The 16,545-nt window shown below is 65.0% G+C and carries 16 protein-coding genes; 2 read left to right on the top strand and 14 right to left on the bottom strand.

Features of this window, described 5'->3' with window-relative positions; all coding sequences use genetic code 11:
* Nucleotides 1–24 precede the first annotated feature (24 nt).
* The 10 genes from JL811_RS03585 to JL811_RS03540 all read right to left on the bottom strand — a co-directional run bounded on the left by JL811_RS03585 (nucleotide 25) and on the right by JL811_RS03540 (nucleotide 9,200).
* Nucleotides 25–939: an NAD(P)-dependent oxidoreductase gene (locus JL811_RS03585; RefSeq protein ID WP_202686960.1), complete on the bottom strand. Its 915-nt coding sequence runs from the start codon at nucleotides 937–939 to the stop codon at nucleotides 25–27.
* Nucleotides 936–1,658: a proteasome-type protease gene (locus JL811_RS03580; protein WP_202686959.1), complete on the bottom strand. Its 723-nt coding sequence runs from the start codon at nucleotides 1,656–1,658 to the stop codon at nucleotides 936–938. Before JL811_RS03580 ends, JL811_RS03585 begins: the two co-directional genes overlap by 4 nt.
* A gap of 32 nt (nucleotides 1,659–1,690) precedes the next feature.
* On the bottom strand, nucleotides 1,691–2,500 hold the full coding sequence (locus JL811_RS03575) for a transglutaminase family protein (protein WP_202686958.1): 810 nt from the start codon (nucleotides 2,498–2,500) through the stop codon (nucleotides 1,691–1,693).
* Entirely contained in the window at nucleotides 2,500–3,450 is a 951-nt protein-coding gene (locus JL811_RS03570; RefSeq protein WP_202686957.1) for an alpha-E domain-containing protein, read from the bottom strand. Before JL811_RS03570 ends, JL811_RS03575 begins: the two co-directional genes overlap by 1 nt.
* Nucleotides 3,451–3,455: 5 nt before the next feature.
* Nucleotides 3,456–4,847, bottom strand: coding sequence for a circularly permuted type 2 ATP-grasp protein (locus JL811_RS03565; RefSeq protein WP_202687206.1), 1,392 nt, complete (start codon nucleotides 4,845–4,847; stop codon nucleotides 3,456–3,458).
* Nucleotides 4,848–5,140: 293 nt separating this feature from the next.
* Entirely contained in the window at nucleotides 5,141–6,028 is an 888-nt protein-coding gene (locus JL811_RS03560) for an NAD(P)/FAD-dependent oxidoreductase (protein ID WP_202686956.1), read from the bottom strand.
* Nucleotides 6,029–6,031: 3 nt separating this feature from the next.
* Complete coding sequence (locus tag JL811_RS03555) at nucleotides 6,032–6,475, bottom strand: RrF2 family transcriptional regulator (protein WP_202686955.1); 444 nt, start codon at nucleotides 6,473–6,475, stop codon at nucleotides 6,032–6,034.
* A gap of 121 nt (nucleotides 6,476–6,596) precedes the next feature.
* A complete protein-coding gene (locus tag JL811_RS03550; RefSeq protein WP_237684749.1) occupies nucleotides 6,597–7,148 on the bottom strand; it encodes a DUF924 family protein in 552 nt (183 codons plus the stop codon).
* A complete protein-coding gene (locus JL811_RS03545) occupies nucleotides 7,145–8,926 on the bottom strand; it encodes a monovalent cation:proton antiporter-2 (CPA2) family protein (protein ID WP_202686954.1) in 1,782 nt (593 codons plus the stop codon). Before JL811_RS03545 ends, JL811_RS03550 begins: the two co-directional genes overlap by 4 nt.
* 4 nt (nucleotides 8,927–8,930) lie before the next feature.
* On the bottom strand, nucleotides 8,931–9,200 hold the full coding sequence (locus JL811_RS03540; protein ID WP_202686953.1) for a hypothetical protein: 270 nt from the start codon (nucleotides 9,198–9,200) through the stop codon (nucleotides 8,931–8,933).
* A 209-nt stretch (nucleotides 9,201–9,409) separates the two neighbouring features.
* Between JL811_RS03540 and JL811_RS03535 the strand changes: the two genes are divergently transcribed.
* A complete protein-coding gene (locus JL811_RS03535) occupies nucleotides 9,410–10,354 on the top strand; it encodes a LysR family transcriptional regulator (protein ID WP_202686952.1) in 945 nt (314 codons plus the stop codon).
* A 1-nt stretch (nucleotide 10,355) separates the two neighbouring features.
* Here the strand turns inward: JL811_RS03535 and JL811_RS03530 are convergent, their stop codons facing one another.
* The 3 genes from JL811_RS03530 to JL811_RS03520 form a co-directional block, all read right to left on the bottom strand.
* The gene (locus JL811_RS03530) at nucleotides 10,356–10,985 is read right to left on the bottom strand and encodes a nucleoside triphosphate hydrolase (protein ID WP_202687202.1); all 630 of its coding nucleotides are present in this window, start codon (nucleotides 10,983–10,985) and stop codon (nucleotides 10,356–10,358) included.
* A gap of 101 nt (nucleotides 10,986–11,086) precedes the next feature.
* On the bottom strand, nucleotides 11,087–11,914 hold the full coding sequence (gene blaOXA, locus JL811_RS03525) for a class D beta-lactamase (RefSeq protein WP_202686951.1): 828 nt from the start codon (nucleotides 11,912–11,914) through the stop codon (nucleotides 11,087–11,089).
* 213 nt (nucleotides 11,915–12,127) lie between these two features.
* The gene (locus JL811_RS03520; RefSeq protein ID WP_202686950.1) at nucleotides 12,128–14,494 is read right to left on the bottom strand and encodes a trimethylamine N-oxide demethylase; all 2,367 of its coding nucleotides are present in this window, start codon (nucleotides 14,492–14,494) and stop codon (nucleotides 12,128–12,130) included.
* A 149-nt stretch (nucleotides 14,495–14,643) separates the two neighbouring features.
* Here JL811_RS03520 and JL811_RS03515 point away from each other — a divergent pair, with 149 nt between their 5' ends.
* Complete coding sequence (locus JL811_RS03515) at nucleotides 14,644–15,510, top strand: DMT family transporter (RefSeq protein ID WP_202686949.1); 867 nt, start codon at nucleotides 14,644–14,646, stop codon at nucleotides 15,508–15,510.
* A 22-nt stretch (nucleotides 15,511–15,532) separates the two neighbouring features.
* Here the strand turns inward: JL811_RS03515 and JL811_RS03510 are convergent, their stop codons facing one another.
* Nucleotides 15,533–16,543 carry a GlxA family transcriptional regulator gene (locus tag JL811_RS03510; RefSeq protein WP_202686948.1) on the bottom strand — a complete coding sequence of 337 codons (1,011 nt, stop codon included), beginning with the start codon at nucleotides 16,541–16,543 and terminating at the stop codon, nucleotides 15,533–15,535.
* Between the last annotated feature and the right edge of the window lie 2 nt (nucleotides 16,544–16,545).

The raw sequence follows: 16,545 nt of genomic DNA, 5'->3' as shown, positions 1-16,545 counted from the left end.
AAAACATTCGAAAATCCGGGGCGTTCAGCCTGCGGCAGGCAGTACCACATGTGCCGGGTCGGGACGGCCTGCAAAATGGTCCAGAATGTTTTGTGCGGCCATCATTCCCATGCGGCGAAAGGCGCCTTCTGACATGGCGGCGGCATGGGGCGTCAGGATCAGCCCGGGTGCGGCGCGCAGGGCATGACCGGCGGGCAAGGGTTCGGGATCGGTCACATCCAGCCCCGCCCCGCCCAGATGGCCCGAAACCAGTGCCGCCGCCAGCGCGTCCCCATCGACCAGCCCGCCCCGGGCGCAGTTCACCACCAGCGCCCCCTTGGGCAGGCGCGCCAGTTGCGGCGCCGAAATCAGCCCTGCCGTCTGCGGTGTCAGCGGGCAATGCAGCGACAGCACATCGGTTTCGGTCAGGGCCGCATCCAGATCATCGGTGGCGGCAAAACCTGCTGCGCGCACCGTTTCGGGGCGGCGGCTCAGCACCGTGACCGCCATGCCAAGGGCGCGGCCATGCTGCGCCAGACGCGCGCCGCTGGCCCCGTATCCCACCACCAGCAGCCGCCGCCCCTCAAGCCCGGCAACCCGTGGCGGGGCCGCCCCGGCATGGGCGGCGGCCTGCTGTGCGGGCAGGTCCCGCGCCAGCGCCAGCATCAGCATCAGCGCCTGTTCGGCCACCGCGCCCGCATTGGCGCCCGGCGTGTTCATCACCGCAACCCCCGCCGCCGCTGCCGCCTGCGTGTCGATATTGTCGACCCCGACCCCGTGCTTGGCGATCAGCCGGAACTTTCCGGGCGCATCGCCGTGCACCGGCCGCACCCGCACCAGCAGCGCATCGGCGGGTTCCAGTTCCGGACCGGCCTGCCGCAGATCGCATCCGGCATCGCGCAGCAATGCCAGCGCATCCTCATGCACCGCTTCGGTGACCAGAACCGAAATGCCCGTCACAGCGCGATCTGCGAAAACCCGTCGCGCAGCGCCCGCGACCATGCCTCGGACATCGCGCGGAACTGTTCATCCCCCGCCTCGATCCGGCGGCGCTCCGAGACGCGGCAGTCATCCTTGCGGATCACGGCAAGATCCAGCGGCATGCCGACCGACAGGTTGGAGCGCAGCGTCGAATCCATCGACAGCAAAACCGCCTTCTGCGCCTCGGCGAGGCTGGTCGAGCGTTTCACCACCCGGTCCAGAATCGGCTTGCCGTATTTATGCTCACCGATCTGCAGGAACGGCGTGTCCTCGGTCGCCTCGATGAAATTGCCCTCGGGATAGATCAGGAACAGGCGCATCTCGCCCCCCGCCCTTTGTCCCGCCACGATCAGCGAGGCCGAGGCCCCCTGCGCCATCGACAGTTTCTCATCCACTTCGGCCCGCACCCGCGCCAGCATGGCCCCGATCATCTCGGCCACCTTCAGCATGGTCGGCGCCTTCATGATCGAACTCGTCTCATCGGCATTCGGGTCGCGGATCTCGTCGTTCAGCCGCGCAAGGGTCGTCTGCGTGACCGACAGGCTCCCGGCGGTCAGGATCGTGATGACCCTTTCGCCGGGCTCCTCAAAGGTGAACATCTTGCGATAGGTCGCAATATTATCCAGCCCCGCATTGGTGCGGGTATCGGAGAGAAGCACAATGCCCTCGTCCAGCAGCAATCCCACGCAATAGGTCATTCGCAACTCCGCAGACTCATATCGCGGAGACCTTATTGTTCAGCAAGCTGGACCGCAACAGAGACATCAAGGCTTTCCTGTCCCGCTCCCCGCGCAACGCCCCGGATCGGGGCCGCTTCCTGCGCATCCATGCCCGAACCAAGCCGGATATAGCGGTCATCGGGGCAGCAGCGGTTGGTCGGATCGAAGCCTACCCAGCCCAGCCCCTCGATCCAGATCTCGGCCCAGGCATGGGCGGCATCCCCGGTGGCCCCCTCACTGCCTGACATCAGATAGCCCGAGACATAGCGGGCAGGCAGTCCCGAGGCGCGCGCCACCGCGATCAGGGCATGGGCATGGTCCTGACAGACCCCTTCGCCCAAAGCCAGTGCCTCGGCGGCGGTGGTGCAGGCCTCGGTCACGCCCGGGGTCCAGCGGATCGCATCAGCCACCGCATCGGACAGGCGATGCGCCGCCGCAAGCGTGGCCTCCTCACCCATGGCGTTCCGTGCCAGTTCGACCAGCGCGGTATCGGCGCGGGTGGGCATCGTATCGTCAAGATAGCAAAGCGGTGACACGCTTTCGCGATGCCCGCGCAACACCCCTGCAAGATCGAAGGTTTCCACCCGGCCCGTCACCCGCACCTCGATCTCGGTCAGCGGGCCCTGCACCGACCACCCCTGCACCCGGTCCCCCGCCCCGTCGCGAAAGGCACCGCCGGGCAGGCCATCGGTGACCGTCACCTGCCAGTCCAGCACCTTCTGCCCCTCGAAAACCGAAGGGGTCAGGCGATGGCTTTGGACCACGGCGCGAACCGGCTGATCGTAGAAATAACGTGTAACGTGATCGACACTCAGCAACATCAGCGTATGTCCCCGCTCAGATAACTGTCATGCACGGCAGCCCCAAGGTTGCCATTTTCACCGATGAAACGGGTCAGGAATTCGTGCAGGCCCTCGTCAAACACATCATCCGTGTGCAATTCCGACAGCCCCGCCAGCAGCTTGCGCCCCTGCGACTGCGCGTCGGTCGCCCGCCCATAGCCGCGCGACAGACGGTCCAGATGCTGATTGGCACTTTCGATGCAGGTAATCAGCGAACGCGGGCATTGTGGGTTCAGGATCAGGAAATGCGCAATCTTCTTGGCGGTCACATCGCCGCCATAGGCCCAGTGAAAGGCCCGGTGCGAGGACATGGCGCGCAACAGCGTCGTCCATTGGTAATTGTCCAGTTCGGACCCCACGAATTCCAGCTGCGGCAAAAGGACGTAATATTTCACGTCGATCAGCCGCGCCGTATTGTCGGCGCGTTCCAGCGCATAGCCCAGTTTCAGGAAATCCCAGCCGTCATTGCGCAATTGCGTGGCATCAATGGCACCGCGCACCTGTGCGGCATGGCGCATCGTCCAGTCGGTCATGCGCGACAGATCGACCTCGGACCGGGGCAGACGCTCAAGCTGGCGCAATTCCTGAAAGGCGGTGTTGATCGCATCCCAGACCTGCGTGGTCAGTGCGGTGCGCACGATGCGCGCATTTTCCCGTGCCGATCCGATGCAGGAGGCAACCGATGTCGGGTTGTCCAGATCGAAAAACAGATGGCTTTCGATATTGCGCTGCACCGGATCCTTGTATTTCTGCGCAAAGGCATGGGCGGTGCCGGCGGCCAGCAGCAGGCTGTCCCATTCGTTGCGATAGCCATGGGCCGAGGGGATCAGCGAGATCCGCGCCCCCACTTCCAGCAGGCGGGCTGCGGTTTCGGCGCGCTCCATATAGCGGGCGAGCCAGTAAAGATTGTCTGCGGTTCTGCTCAGCATACTCATTACTCCGCCAGCACCCATGTATCTTTCACGCCGCCGCCCTGACTGGAATTCACCACCAGTGACCCCTCGGTCAGCGCCACCCGCGTCAGGCCGCCGGGCACCAGTTCGACCCGTTCGCCGACAAGGCAATAGGGGCGCAGGTCGACATGGCGGGGCGCGATACCCTCTTCGACAAAGGTCGGCGTCGTCGACAGCGCCAGCGTCGGCTGGGCGATGTAATTGCCCGGATCGGCAATCAGCCGTTCACGGAAGGCTGCAACCTGTGCTGCGGTTGATTTCGGTCCGACCAGCATGCCATAGCCGCCCGAGCCATGCACCTCCTTGACCACCAGTTCGGCCAGATGCTCCAGCACATATTTCAGGTCATCGGCCTTGGAACATTGCCATGTCGGCACATTGTTCAGGATTGGCTCCTCTCCCAGATAGAAGCGGATCATCTCGGGCACATAGGTATAGACCGCCTTGTCATCGGCGACCCCGGCCCCGGGCGCCGAACAGATGCTGACACCGCCCGAACGATAGACATCCATCAGCCCCGGAACCCCCAGCATACTGTCGGGACGGAAACACAATGGGTCGATGAAGGCATCGTCGATGCGCCGATAGATCACATCCACCCGGCGCGGGCCCTCGGTTGTCCGCATCCAGACAAATTCACCCTCGACGAACAGATCCTGCCCCTCGACCAGCTCCACACCCATCAGATCAGCCAGAAAGCTGTGTTCATAATAGGCCGAGTTGAAATGCCCCGGCGTCAGGATCACCACTGTCGGTTCGCCATTGCATTTCTTGGGCGCAACCGAGGCCAGCGTGCGGCGCAGGATCTCGGGATAATTCTCGACCGGCGCGATACGGTTCTCACGGAACAGCGCCGGAAACATCCGCATCATGATTTCACGGTTCTCCAGCATGTAGGAGACCCCCGACGGCGTGCGGCAATTGTCCTCCAGCACGAAAAACTCATCCGGGCCGGTGCGCACAAGGTCGATGCCGACGATATGGCTGTAGACACCTTTCGGCGGCACGATGCCCGCGACGGCCTTTTCATAGGCGTCGTTCTGATAGACCAGCCGCGCCGGAATGCGGCCCGCGCGCACGATTTCGCCACGGCCGTAGACATCGACCAGAAAGGCGTTGAGCGCACGCGCACGTTGTTTCACCCCCCGGTCGAGCCGCGCCCATTCGGCCCCGGTAAAGACGCGCGGAAACATGTCGAAGGGGATCAGACGATCCGGATCGCCGCCTTCGCCGTAAACCGCAAAGGTAATGCCGATGCGGCGGAACAGCGCCTCTGCCTCGGCCTGTTTCATCTGGCGCAATTCGGCAGGCATCGCATTCACCCAGTCCCCAAGCCTTGCATAGGGCGGGCGCACCGACGCGCCGTCATACATTTCATTGAAATAGCCTGTCACACGCAAACTCCCCGCACTCTTCCGGCCTTTCGGCCTGTCCATTTGCCTACCAGTTAATCAGCGGATTCGCCGAAGGGAAAGGGCTTGTGCAAAAAATCCGGCCTGATCCCGCTGCACCGCAGCACCCGGGCCGGGCCTGCCCGGCGACAGGGCAGACCGCAAATCAGGGCCGCGAAAAGCGGCAGGGACCGGCGCAGGACAGGACCGGAGAACCGCAGCGCGATGCCGGTGATTCGCGGCTCCGCCCGCGCCTTGTGACCGGGGCCTGCCCGTCAGTCATCGGGCCAGACCAGTGAGCGATGCAGCTGCGCCCCGGCCCAGGCCCCATCCCCCACCGCAAGCGACAGGGAATGCGGCGCGCGCGCCACATCGCCGCAGGCATAAACCCCCGGAATACTTGTCTGTTTTGCTTCATCCGTGCGGATCTGGCTGCCCATGCCGGTTTCTGTCATCGCGCACCCCATGGTCCCGGCAATCGGATCTGAAGGCCGCGTGCGGCTGGCCGTGAACAGCCCGGCAAAGGGCAGAACCCGTCCATCAGCCAGCCGGATATCGGCATCTCCCTCAACGGCGGCGATCGCGGTGTCTTCGACCGTCACGCCGCGCTGAACCAGATCCTGCCGTTGATCCGGCGCAAGGGTCAGTTTTTCGTCCGTGAAAAAAGTTACATCGCCCCATTCCGGCAGCAGTTGCGCCTGATGAAAAGACATCGGTCCGGCGGCGATTACGCCGATCCGCCCCTGATTCAGCTCATATCCATGGCAATAGGGGCAGTGAAAGACCGACCGCCCCCAGCGTTCGGCAAGCCCCGGAATCGGCGGAAGTTCGTCCGTAACACCTGTCGCCAGCAGGATGCGCCGCCCCGTGAATTCTGCGCCCCCCGCCGTGGTGACGGTAAAGGCATCCTTGGCACCGCTCGCATGGGTCGCGCTGTCCTGCAGCCATGTCACGCCGGGATAGGCGGCAAGCTGCGCGCGCGCCTCGGTCCAGATCTGCGCCGGATCCCTGCCATCCTGGCCCAGAAAGCCGTAGGAATGCCCGGCAAAGCGGTTGCGCCGCTGTCCGGCATCAATCATCAGAACCTTGCGCCGCGCACGCGCCAGTTGCAGGGCGGCGGCCATTCCGGCGTAGCTGCCCCCGATCACGATCAAATCCTGCATGTCCTACTCCTGTCTGCTGCGCCTTTTTGCGTAACGCTGCGCGAAATCCCGGGCCAGATCGGCCAGTGTCACCTGTTCGAACCGCGCCAGCAGCAGGGCCTCGGCCTCGGCAAAGGCATCGTCCAGCGCGGCATTGACCGATTGTTCCACCAGACAATCCGGCATGGCATTGCGGTTGCCGATGGCAAAGACCGCCGGTTCCCCCAGCGCCGCATGCAGGTGCCGCAGGCTGACCCGTTCCAGATCGGCCACGATACGCCAGCCCCCGGCATGGCCCCTCCCGGCCTCGACCAGACCAGCCTCGCGCAAAAGTCCCATTGTGCGGCGTACCACGACCGGATTGGCACCAAGGCATTGGCCCAGCGCCTCGGATGTCATTGGTCCCTCCTGCTCGGCCATGTGCAGAAGGGCGTGAAGAACGGTGGAAAGTCTGCTGTCGCGATTCATGTAACTTCATATGTTACTTGATCGGACAAAGGTCAAGCCCCGGCACGAAATCCGCGCGGCCCTGCAATTGGCTTCGCATCATGTCGGCACTGGCTCTTGCACTGGCTGGCCGGTCCTGCGCTCAGCCCCTGAAACCGCCCTTGCGCAGGAAACGCGCTTCCTCCGGCGTCGTTTCGCGCCCCAGAATGGCGTTCCGATGCGGAAACCGGCCAAACCGGCCGATGATATCGCGATGCCCCTCGGCATGGGACAGCCAGGGCTGGCCCAGCCTGGTGTTCAGCCGAACGGAAATATCCTGATCGGCCAGGGTTTCGGAATGCGAGAAGGGCAGCGCCAGAAACAGCCGCAAGTCAGGCTCCACCGCGCTCCAATGGCCGCGCTTTTCGGCCTCACGGGCCAAAGGCAGGGCGCGGGCATCGGTTGCATACATCCGCGCCGTGCCGCGAAAGGCGTTCCGGGGGAACTGGTCCAGCAGGATCATCAGCGCCAGCGCGCCTTCCGGCGTGGCGATCCAGCCGTCACAGCCCCCCTCTGCCGCAGTTTCATGCAACGTCTGAAACCTGTCGCGGAAATCCCGGTCGAAACCGGGGCGCTTGGAAAACCATTCACCCCGGTCCCCTGCGGCGTGCCAGTAGTCAACCACGGCACCGGCGCCCGGGACGGGCAGCCTCAATGGCCGCCCCCGGTCTGGTTCAGGTTGCCATGGATCAGCGCCTTGCTGGCATCCATGCCGCCCACCTGCTCCAGCGCCATGCGCTCGGCATCGCGGGCGCGGACATCGGCCATGGTTTCCTCGACCGTCTCGGCCGTCTCTCCCAGCCGCGCCAGCGCCTCACGCCCCATCAGCATCGCTGATTCATAGGTCTCGCGGATCTGGAAGGCCGCGCCATGGGCAACCAGTTCCAGCGCATGTTGCCGCGTCAGCGCCCGTGCCAGAACCGGCACCATCGGGAATTCGTGCCGTGCCAGTTCAACGATGCGGGAAATCGCATCGCGATCCGAGGCCGCGACGACGATCAGACTGGCCTGATGCGCGCCTGCGGCATGCAGGATGTCCAGCCGCGACCCGTCGCCATAGAAGACCTTGAAGCCGAACTTCTCGGCATCGCGGATCGCCTGCGGATCGGTGTCGATGATCGACAGCGAATGACCGCGCGCCAGCAGCGGCTGGCTGGCGATCTGGCCAAAGCGGCCAAAGCCGATCAGCAGCACCCGACCGGCAAGTCCCTCGGCCGTCTCCACCCCGTCCATCGAAGGCTGGGCTTTCGGCGCGAAACGGTCATGCAACAGGATCATCAGCGGCGTCAGCACCATCGAGATGATGACGATCGCGGTCAGATTGGCGTTCCATTCCGGGGTCAGGATGCCCACCTGCGTGGCCGCCGCATAAAGGACGAAGGCAAATTCGCCCCCCTGCGCCATCAGCACCATGCGCAGCAGCGCCTCGGACCGGTCGGCCTTGAGGAACCGCGCGACGCCATAGATCACCGTCATCTTCAAGATCATGAAGGCCGGAACCGAGATTGCGACAACCACCCAGTTCGCGGCGATCACATCAAGATCCAGCGCCATGCCGACGCCAAGGAAGAAGAGGCCCAGCAACAGGCCCCGGAAGGGTTCGATATCGGCCTCAAGCTGATGGCGGAAAGTGGATTCCGACAGCAGAACGCCGGCAAGGAAGGCCCCCATCGCCATGGACAGCCCCGCCTCGGCCATCAGCACCGCAGCCCCCAGCACGACCAGCAGCGCCGCCGCCGTCATGATTTCACGCACGCCGAAACGGGCAAGGATGCGGAACATCGGGTCCAGCAGGTAGCGCCCGGCCACCACCACGATGACCAGCGCGCCAAGCCCGATGCCGATGGCGGTCACACGATCTGCCATGGTCGCCTCTTCCCCGCCAGGGGCAAGGAAGGCGACAAGGATCAGCAGCGGCACAATGGCCAGATCCTCAAGCAGCAGGATCGAGATCATCCGCCGCCCGGCGGGCTGTGTCATCTGTCCGCGTTCCTGCAGCATCTGGAACACGATTGCGGTTGAGGTCAGCACGAAACCGGTGCCCGCGACAAAGCTTGCCTCAAGCGGATAGCCCAGCAGGATGCCGACCCAGACCAGCGCGAAGATCGCAAGCCCGACCTGCATCACGCCAAGGCCGAAAATCTCCCCCCGCATGGTCCAGAGCCGTGAGGGCTGCATTTCCAGACCGATGATGAACAGGAACAGCACGACCCCCAGTTCCGCGAAATGGATGATCGCCTGCGCATCCTGAAAGAAACCCAAGCCATAAGGCCCGATCAGCAGACCTGCGGCCAGATAGCCCAGAACGGTGCCCAGTCCGGCCCGGCGGAACAGCGGCACTGCAATACAGGCGGCAGCAAGAAGAACAATGACGGGAAGCAGGTCAAAGCCGTGATGCGCGGCGTCCGCAGCGTGATCCAGAGTATCCGACATCGTCTCAGCCCCGCGCCAGTTGCAGGGACAGCAGCAGCGCCAGCACGGCCGGAACAGCGATCACAAGCGCAAGGATCGGCAGTTCCTGCGCGACGCTGTAGCCCGCACGGGTCACGCCCACCCACATATTGACCAACGCAACCCCGACCCAGACCGGAATGAACCATCTTGCCCCCAGCGCAGCACCTGCGGCGTCATGGCCCCAAAGCCGTCCGAACAGGGCAAAGACCGCCAGCAACAGCAGCCCCCCGAATATTACCGATGCCATATGCATTGCGCCAAATCTCCCTCGTTAACCGCGCGTCCCGCGCCACACTCATCACCGCAGGATCCATGCGCATACGAATCCCGTGGCGCGCCTATAGCACGCATCCATGACGAGGGGCAGATTATCCCTAGGGGGTTTCCGGTCGGTTCATTGACAGTTTGAAACACAGGCATAAAGCTGCGCAGACCGAATTCACCTGTCAGGAAATCCGAACAATGGACCGGATCCAGCTTTACAATGTCTTTGTCCGCGTGGTCGAGGCGCGCAGCTTCACCCGTGCGGCCGATACATTGCAGATGCCGCGCTCCAGCGTTTCGACGGCCATCGCGGATCTGGAGGCGCGGATCGGCACGCGGCTTTTGAACCGCACCACCCGCAGCGTCACCCCCACGGATGAGGGCGAGGCGTTCCTGAACCGCTGCCGCGCCTTCCTGTCCGAGGCGGAAGAACTTGAAACCATGTTCCGCACCGCGCCGCATCAGGTCGAGGGGCGGATCCGCGTTGATGTGCCCAGCCGGATCGGGCGGCTGATCGTGGCCCCTGCCCTGCCGGAATTTCTGGATGAATGGCCCGGCATCCGGGTGGAACTTGGTATGACGGACCGGGCGGTGAACCTTGTCAGCGAAAGGGTGGATTGCGCGCTGCGCGTGGGGGAATTGGCTGATTCCGGCCTGCGTTCACGCAGGCTGGGAAAGATCGCGCAGATCAATGTCGCAAGTCCCGGCTATCTGGCGCGGCATGGCACGCCGCTGACGCCTGATGATCTGGACCGGCACTGGCAGGTGGCCTTCGCCTCGGCCACAACCGGGCGGATCACCGATTGGGAATGGCATATCGAGGGCCGGACCCATCTGCGACCCGTGCCATGGCGGGCCAGCGCCAACAGCGCCGAAGGCTATATCTCCTGCGCGCTGTCGGGTCTTGGGCTGATCCAGATCCCGGCCTATGACGTCGCCCATCACCTTGCCGCAGGCGAACTGATCGAAGTGATGCCCGACCACCGGCCCGAGGCGATGGAAATGTCGCTGCTGTTCATCGGGCAATCCGCCAGCCTGCGCCGCCTCGCAATCTTTGCCGCATGGCTTGAGGAACTGATGGGACGGCGCATCACCGGGCGGCGTGGACCGGCCAGTGCCGGGGCATCTGTGCAGACGCCCTGAATCATCTGTCCTGCCGCAGCAGGAAATCCGCCTCGCGGCTGACCTTCGTAACCAGCCGCGCATTTGGCAGGTCATTCCCGTCGATCTTCGCCGCCATTGCGTCGGGCGTCAGCCCGTGATGCTGCCAGCGCGCGACCAGCCGCGCGCGCAGCACACCTTCAGGCGGATCAATCCGCACCGTGACATCGAACGCGTCCCGCAGCCCGTCCCATGGCGCGCGGTCCAGAAGCAGATAGTTCCCTTCGACCAGAATGATCTGCACCGTCTGCGCGATCAGGCGCGCCCCGGCGCGGGCGATCTCCAGTTCCCGGTCAAAGACCGGGACGGCAACCGTCTCCTCCTCCCGCGCGCGCAGGCGGTTCAGCGCATGGCGCAGCCCGCCCACATCAAAGGTTTCGGGCGCGCCCTTGCGCGGGCGAAGCCCGGCAGGGCCCAGATAGAGGTCGTCGTAATGGAAGCCGTCCATCGGCAAAAGTGCGGCCAGACCGGGCTGATGCCGGTTCAGTGCCTCGGTCAGACCTTCGGCAAGCGTGGATTTGCCGGATGCAGGCGGCCCGGCAATGGCGCAGAAGATCCGTCCGGCCCCGTGATGCTGCGCCGCTGCCAGAGACCGGTCCAACAGATGCGCCATCAGCCCGTCCGCCGTGATTGTGTGCATCCTCTCCGCCTCCGGCGCTGCTGCCCGCTATCCTGCCCCGACGCTGCGCCGTGCGGCAACCCCGGTTGCGCGGCCTATTCCCGTCCGGCCATCAGATCGCCGATCCGGGCCAGCATCCGGTCGCGCGCGACAAAGCCGCCGGGCCGGTCCAGCCTCTCGGCCGCGACCAGCATTTCGGCGAAAACCACCTGCCGGCCGTCCTTTTCGGCCCAGCCGACAAACCATCCGACCGGTTTGCTGCGGTCAATCCGGTCTGACCCATCGCGCAGCCAGCCTGACCCGGTCTTGCCCTGCACCTGCCAGCCATCGCTGCCGTCAAATTGCGGAATGATCTGCCGTGTCAGGGCAATCGCGGCGGGCGTGACCGGCAGATCCCCGGTCAGGAAACGATGCAGAAAGCCGACCTGACCTTCGGGCGAGATCCGCAGCGATGAGGACAGCCATGACCGCGTCAGCCCGTCGCCCTGCCGTCCCGACAGATCACCATTGCCATAGCCGAACCCCTGCACATAACCCGCGAAACGCGCCATCCCCATCCGGGTTGTCAGCTCCTGCGAGAACCACAAAAGCGATTCCCGCTCCCACATTTCGGGATCGACGCGGGGAAAGGCGCGCTCGCGTTGCGAAGGATTGAACGCCTCATTGATCGGCCAGACCGGATCATGCGGGCCGGTCAGGATGCCGCTGTCAAAGCCCATGACGGCCAGCGGCAGCTTGAAACTCGACATCGGCGTGACGGGCTGATCGCAGACCCCCTGCCGCAGGATCTCATCCCCGCTTTGCGCATCGGCCATAATCGTGCAGGACCATGGCAGTGCAGGTGATTGCGCGCGCAGGGGCGACAGCGCGCCAATCACCATGAAGGCGGCGGCAAGCGCAGTTCCATAAAATCCCGCTTTCATCGTCCCCCCGCGTTCAGCCGTTTAATGCCGCAGGTCCCGGACAGGTTGCGGCAGATCCCTGATACTGCCGGACCCGCGCTTCGGCAAACCGCAAGGACAGCGCTGCGCATGATCCTGCCACCGACATCCGCACCGGGGCAGGTCAAGGCGCAAGGGCAAGGCATGCCCCCGGTCCCGAACCGGCCCGGCCAGACAGAACGGCCCCGCGGCGCGTCAGCTTTGCGGGCGGGTCTTTTTCGGGTCGTAATGCGACAGGGGCACGATCACCGCAGGCAGGCGTTTCTGATGCCCGTCCAGCTTGCCGACCTCCAGTTCCGTGCCGGGGGCGGCATGGGCCACATCGACCCGCGCCAATGCGATGTTCTTGCCCAGCAGAGGCGAGCGGACCGAGGATGTCACCTCTCCCACCTGCGCGCGGCCGACATGCAGGCAATCGCCATGGCCGACATCAACCTCGGCCGCGATCTCAAGCCCGACAAACTTGCGGGCAGGATGCTCCTTGCGGCGGATCAGCGCCTCACGCCCGATGAAATCATCGGTCTTGGATTTCAGGGGCACGGTAAAGCCGATCCCGGCCTCGAACGGATCGGTCTGATCGCTGAAATCATAGCCCGCAAAGATCAGCCCGGCCTCGATCCGCACCATATCCAGCGCCTGAAGACCCATCGGGCGCAGGCCCAGATCCTCACCATGGGTCCAGACGGCATCATAGACCGCCGCGCTGTCCTTGGGATGGCAGAAAACCTCATACCCCAATTCACCGGTATATCCGGTGCGCGACACGACCAGCGGCGCGCCGTCCGGCCCGCCCAGACGGCCCACGGTAAAGCGGAACCAGCCCAGTTCGGCGATGGTCGGCTGATGCGGGGCGGTCCAGACCATGCGTTGCATGATCGCCCGGCTGTTCGGCCCCTGCACGGCCAGATTGTGCAACTGGTCGGTGCTGCTGCGCACCATCGCGCGCAGTCCCAGCTTCTCGGCCTGCTCGCGGATCCAGACCCCGCCGTAATCATCGCCGCCGATCCAGCGGAACTGATCGCGCCCCAGCCGGAACACGGTGCCGTCGTCGATCATGCCGCCATGGTCATAGCACATGGCGGAATAGACGACCTGCCCCTGCGACAGCTTCTTCATGTCGCGCGTCAGCACCCATTGCATCAAGGCCTCGGCATCCGGACCCGTGACCTCAAACTTGCGCAGTGGCGACAGATCCATCACCACCGCCTTTTCGCGGCAGGCCCAGTATTCCTCAAGCGCGCCATTGGACGAATAGACCTGCGGCAGCCAATAACCCTTGTATTCGACATGGTGCCGTGTCCGCTCGGCGATGCGGGAGTGGAAGGCGGTTTCCTTGGTCATTTTCGGCTCCGTCTCGGGCGTGGGGCGATAGGCGACCGCGCGGGAGAACTTCTCCTGCCCGGAATAGGTCCGCACATGGATATCGCTGAGATACCAGCCATTCGCGGGCGATGTGTCATCGGGGCAGGCCGAATTCACGCAGACGATATCGGTCAGGGCGCGGAACAGCACATAGTCGCCCGGGCGCGACCAGGGTTCATCGGCGATCAGCACGCCATGGGCGTCAATCGCGGTGTTGAAGAACAGATTGACCGCCATCCAGCCCGGCCGCGCCTCCACCCCATGCGGGGCCAGCGCGCGGTTGAAATTGTCAGAACAGTTCACATGACCGGGATAGCCGATTTCATCATAATATTTGGCGGCGCAGGCCATGGCGAACGCGTCATGACGCCCGACGGTATCCTGAACCACCTCGACCAGCGGCACCCAGTCATGATCGTAATATTTCGAATGCAGGCCCGGCATCGGATAGGCGTGCCCCATCAGGGTGCGGGTCGTCGTCACATCCAGCGGGTGCTGGATGCCCCGGTCCAGCTTGCGCGCGTCGAAGCATTGAAAATCGGTGCATTGCCGCCCGTCGACATCCAGGATCTGGATGTAATCGCCCGCCTTGACGAAATAGCTTTCCGCCGTGGCCGATTTCACCCGCAGATCAAGGATCGGATCGGCCAGCGGGTCGGGCAGGTCATGATGGCCCAGGATGCGCGGATTGGCGCGTTCGACCAGCAGCGTCAGCGGCGTCGCGGTGTCCTGCGCCTCGGGGGCCATGGGCAGGCCCGGGGCGGCGACGATCAGCCAGCCCTCGGCCAGTGCTGCGAATTCTTCGCGGCTGCCCGCGACCGTATCGGGCGCGAAAAGCCGCACCGCACCCGCGCGGCCAAGGTCGATGCCGCGCCGGGCCAGACCTGCGCGCAGCCGTTCCAGCCCCGCATCGCCCCGCCCCAGCATCGCCTTCAACCCTTCGGCCGCTGAATTCGGCGCGCGTCCGATCAGCCCCGCATCAATCCGCCCGTCCGCCCCCGCCGCAATCAGTTCGGCAGGCTGGCCGCCCTCGTCATTGACCAGCACCAGCCGGTCACCCGGCAGCAAATGCAGCATGACCGCACCCGCGCCGGGAATGACATGACGTTCCCGTCCCGGATGGCGCGACACAGTCTGCGGCGTCAGGATCCGGCTGGGCCGGGGCGGGCCCGGACGGATGGCGGGATAGGTGTCAAGCATGGCTTCCCCCGGCTGTTCCGGCGGCGGATCGTGCCGCGCAGGTTTAATGAGGATAAAACTTGTTCATCCAGAAGAATAGCGTCAGGGTAAGCCTGACACAAGCGCCACGCGGTGAAAAGCGCGTAAGAAAGCAGGGGAAAGCGGACCGAATGCTGGCACTGGGTTTTGGATTGACGGCGGCGCTGCTTTGGGCGGTGCATGATCTTCTGGCGCGCAAGCTGAGCCAGGGGGCCGGCATCGTGGCGATGGCGCTGATCGTCCTGGCCTCGGGCGCGCTGGCGCTGCTGCCACTGGTGCTGCTGGCGGGGGACTGGTCGACGATGACCGGCCGCGCCTGGGCAGGGGCGGCGGCCTCGGGTCTGGCCTTTGCGCTGGCGGTGGGCAGTCTGTATCGCGCCTTCAGCCTTGCGCCGGTGCGGCTGGTCTCACCCGTCGTGGGGTCCTATCCGATGCTGGTGCTGCTGATCGCGGTGGCGCAGGGCCGTCCGGTCACACCGGGCGACTGGCTGGCCGTGGCGGTAATCGTGGCGGGCATCGCCATCGTGGCGCTGGCGGCGCGAGGCGACGGGCCTGAGGGCTATGCGGCGGGACCAGCGGTCGCGACCGGCTGGGCGGCGCTTTCGGCACTGGGATTCGCCGCAACCTTTGCACTGGCGCAAGAGGCGGTCCGTCAGGGATCGGACCTGCCGGTGATGCTGGTGGCGCGGATCACGGCGCTGGCGGCCTTTCTGATCCTGCTGCGCATGGTGCGAACCGGCAAGGGCAGGCCCCCGCTGCTGCGGTCGCAGATCTGGGTGCTTTGCGCCATGGGGGTGCTGGACGCGCTGTCGCTGGGTTTCGTCACCGTCGCCGGCGGCCTGCCCAAGGCCGAATATGCCTCGGTCGCCTCGGCGCTGTTCGGGGTGGTGACGGTGCTTCTGGCGGCATGGTTCCTGCATGAACGCGTGCGCCCGGTGCAATGGCTGGGCATTGCGGTGGTCTTTACCGGCATCGGCGCGCTGAGTTTACGGGGCTGACCCCCGACCGACAGGCCCTGCCCTATTCCGCCGCTGCCACCCGGCCCGGCCCGGCCCGGCGCAATTCCTGCATCATCCGCCGCTCCTCCCGCGGGCCGACGCCGAAGAACTGCGTATAATGGCGGATCATCGGGCTTGAGGTCATATACCCGACCGAGGCCGCGATTTCGCGCAGGGATTCGTTGGAGTAAAGCACCCGTTGCCGCGCCTTCATCAGCCGCAGGTGGTGATAATACCGCAGCGGGCTTTGCCCGGTTTCACGCTTGAACATGCGTTCGAAATGCCGCCCCGAAAAGCCGATGGCGGCGGCGACATCGGGAATGCGCAGCGGATCCTCGACATGGGTCTCGAACAGGCGGATCGCCTCGCGGATCGGGGCGGGCAGCGCATCGGTGGTGCCCCCGGCCCGGGCGACCGGCACTTTCTGGCTGGCATCGGCGTCGCGCATGAACGGATGCTGAAACCAGCAGGCCACCTCGGTCATGCAGTCGCGGCCCAGCCGTTCCTCGATCAGCCGCAGCATCAGGTCGAACACCGCGCCTGATCCGCTGGCCGTGATCCGCCGCCCCTCACGCAGGATCGAGGTCTCGCGCGCCTCGACATCGGGAAAGTCGGCCTTGAAGGCGGCCTCATAGCACCAATGGACCGAACAGGGCCGCCCCTCCATCAGCCCCGTCCGGGCCAGTGGAAAGATCCCGCCCGAAAAGGCCCCCAGCGTGACGCCGGTGCGCTCCAGCCAGCGCAGCCGGGCCGGGCTGCGGCGGGCATCCGCGAATTCCGCCGTCGGTGGCGCGATCAGGTAAAGCTGATCCAGCCCTTCGGCCTCTTGCAGCAGGATATCGGGTTCAAACCCGATCTCGGCCGAAGACCGGACCGGCACCGCCGTCTCGGCCAGCAACTGCCAGCGAAACTCCCGCCGCCCGGTGATTTCATTGGCCGCGCGCAAGGGCTCGATGGCCGAGGTCAGGCAGGCCATCGGAAAGCCCGGAAACATCAGGAACCCAAGCCGCAGCGGCCCGTCCACAGTCATCATGA

The organism is Szabonella alba, from assembly GCF_016765775.1.
GTDB classification, from domain to species: Bacteria; Pseudomonadota; Alphaproteobacteria; order Rhodobacterales; family Rhodobacteraceae; genus Szabonella; species Szabonella alba.
This window is presented reverse-complemented; position numbering and strand designations above follow the sequence as displayed.